Genomic DNA, 2,360 nt, shown 5'->3' with positions numbered 1-2,360 from the left:
ACAATTAGATTCCACAAGAGAGGTTTTAAGCGTAAAGGTACTGTTACAATGACGGCATTTATAGCGTTGCTTTTTTAAATCTAGATAGGTATCAAAGCCAGAGAGTTTCATCATCTTAATACGAGAGGTTTTGAAGCCGTGTTTAATAATGTTTGAATCAAAAATATGGCCACACTGATAACAATGGGTAGGCTGAAAAGACAAGATTCCTGAGATAAGTTTTGAACGAACCCCGTTAATCATCACTTCTTTCATCCAATCTTCTGGAAAAGTGATTGTTTTATCTTTTAAATCAAGTAAAGTTGAGATACAATGAGTATGAGACATTATTCCAATCCTTTCGTGTTTTTTTGGTCAATTACATGGTATAGAATTTGGGACATAATGTCTCTTTTTTTTGTACTTATTTTTTACTTCAAATAAAAGAAGTGTGGGAATCACCCACACCAAATATTATAGAACCTTTTATCCCTTGTGAGAATATGAAATAAGGATGATAAAAAAATAAAGCTGTGTTAGACAATATTGTTGATACCTTGAATAAAAACTCCTGAATATGGTAAACTAATATAAAACAAACGTTCGAGGTGAGACGATGCCAACTTTGAGTACAATTAAAGCAGATATTTTAACTTTAACTGATGTGCAACAGGAAAATTTGTTGAATTATATTTCAGAAATTTTGTCTCTTACTCCTGTTTCGATACAAGAATGTCGAGAAGCACGATTTTCAAAAGGTAAAATCTGTCCTCATTGTGAAAGTCATAACGTCTGTAAATATGGGAATTCATCAGGAAAACAACGTTATAAATGTAAGTTTTGTCTTCGAACATTTACTGACTTTTCAAAATCAGTTATATCAGGTTCTAAATTACCTTTAAAATATTGGTTAGAATACGCTAAGTGTATGATTTTAGGCTTCAGTATTCGTCGTGCAGCAGAACATATTGATGTATGTGTGAAAACATCTTTTTATATGCGTCACCGAATTTTAGATGCTATTCGTATATATATTGGAATCGGACATTTAGATGGAGTTATAGAAATGGACGAAACTTATTTTGCGGAATCATTTAAAGGAAACCATGTGAAAAGTGATTTTGTTATGCCACGTCCTTCTCGTAAACGTGGCAAGGAAGTTGTAAAACGTGGAATTAGCTCTGAACAAGTTTGTGTTTTAACAGGATTAGACCGCCAAGGGAATATATATGCAGAGCTTATTTGTAAAGGACGTATGAAAAGCTCTGATTTAAGTCGTGTATTAAATGATCGTATTGAAAGTGATTCTATTTTATGTACTGATAGTCATAAAAGCTATATTCACTTTGTTAAAGATTTTGGATTAGAACATAAAAGAATTGAGAGTGGGAAGCGTAGAACAGATGACTTCTACAACATTCAACGTCTCAATTCTTTTCATAGTCGTTTAAAACTTTGGATGTTACGCTTTAAAGGGGTTTCGACTAAATATTTAGTCAACTATCTTTATTGGATGAAATGGTTAGAATATTTTAAAGATGATAAAGAAATGTTGAAAGGAAAAAGTATGCTCCTTCAAACAGTATCGAGTCAGTTAGACTTAAATATTGAAGATTATAGAAATAGATTAGCTTTATATAGATAATTAATTTTTAACTTGAAAATCAATTATAATCTCTATAAAATATACGTTATATAGGTATATTATGGTAAAATATAGCTAAAAAGGGGATGTTTTTATGAGGTTAATTTTACACTATATCAGTGGAATGTTAGGATATATGCTTATTTTATTTCCTTTTTATTGTATTGGAAGATATATTTATTTACGAAGAACAGGAAACAAGAGCGATGTCCTTCAAGAATTAGTTTTAGGCTCATTTGTTCTTTATATGATTGGACTTTCCTCTCAGACGATTATTCCTCGTTGGTATATGGGCATTTACAGTGATACAGGACAATTTTATTTTGATATTTATGCAGGAATTGATTTATCAAGAGTCAATTTGATTCCTTTTAAAACCATAAGTAGCCAGTTATTTGGAGCAAATCCCTCAGTTGATGATTGGAACAGTGTTTCTTTATTAAATCTGATGGCTAATGTGTTTTTATTTGCTCCTATTGGATTGTTTTTCCCTTTACTTTGGACGAAATGGAACTCTATTAAAAATGTATTTTTTGTTGGATTAATGACGACAAGTTTAGTAGAAGTGATTCAATTATTTATTGGTCGAAGTGTTGACATTGATGATATTATTTTAAATACCATTGGCGTTTTCATTGGATATGGATTTTTTATATGTGCGTCTAAATTTAAGTTGTTTCAATCTATATCTACTAATTTAAAAACTAATTAAAATGGGGCTGTCTCAAAATAGATG

Annotated in this window: 3 protein-coding genes; 2 read left to right on the top strand and 1 reads right to left on the bottom strand. The window is 30.8% G+C overall.

Annotation, left to right across the window (positions count from 1 at the left end; translation table 11 throughout):
* The coding region (locus NEH75_RS10665) for a transposase family protein (protein ID WP_262948858.1) at nucleotides 1-327 on the bottom strand (327 nt) is incomplete at its 3' end.
* A gap of 268 nt (nucleotides 328-595) precedes the next feature.
* Between NEH75_RS10665 and NEH75_RS10660 the strand changes: the two genes are divergently transcribed.
* Together NEH75_RS10660 and NEH75_RS10655 are read left to right on the top strand one after the other, a co-directional pair.
* Nucleotides 596-1,624 carry an IS1595 family transposase gene (locus NEH75_RS10660; protein ID WP_055304336.1) on the top strand — a complete coding sequence of 343 codons (1,029 nt, stop codon included), beginning with the start codon at nucleotides 596-598 and terminating at the stop codon, nucleotides 1,622-1,624.
* A gap of 94 nt (nucleotides 1,625-1,718) precedes the next feature.
* Complete coding sequence (locus NEH75_RS10655; RefSeq protein WP_055304338.1) at nucleotides 1,719-2,336, top strand: VanZ family protein; 618 nt, start codon at nucleotides 1,719-1,721, stop codon at nucleotides 2,334-2,336.
* Nucleotides 2,337-2,360 lie beyond the last annotated feature (24 nt).

Origin of the sequence: Turicibacter sp. T129 (assembly GCF_025594975.1) — a bacterium.
In the GTDB taxonomy this organism is placed as follows: domain Bacteria; phylum Bacillota_I; class Bacilli_A; order MOL361; family Turicibacteraceae; genus Turicibacter; species Turicibacter bilis.
The sequence above is the reverse complement of the archived record's forward strand: the minus strand, read 5'-3'. Positions and strand labels throughout refer to the sequence as shown.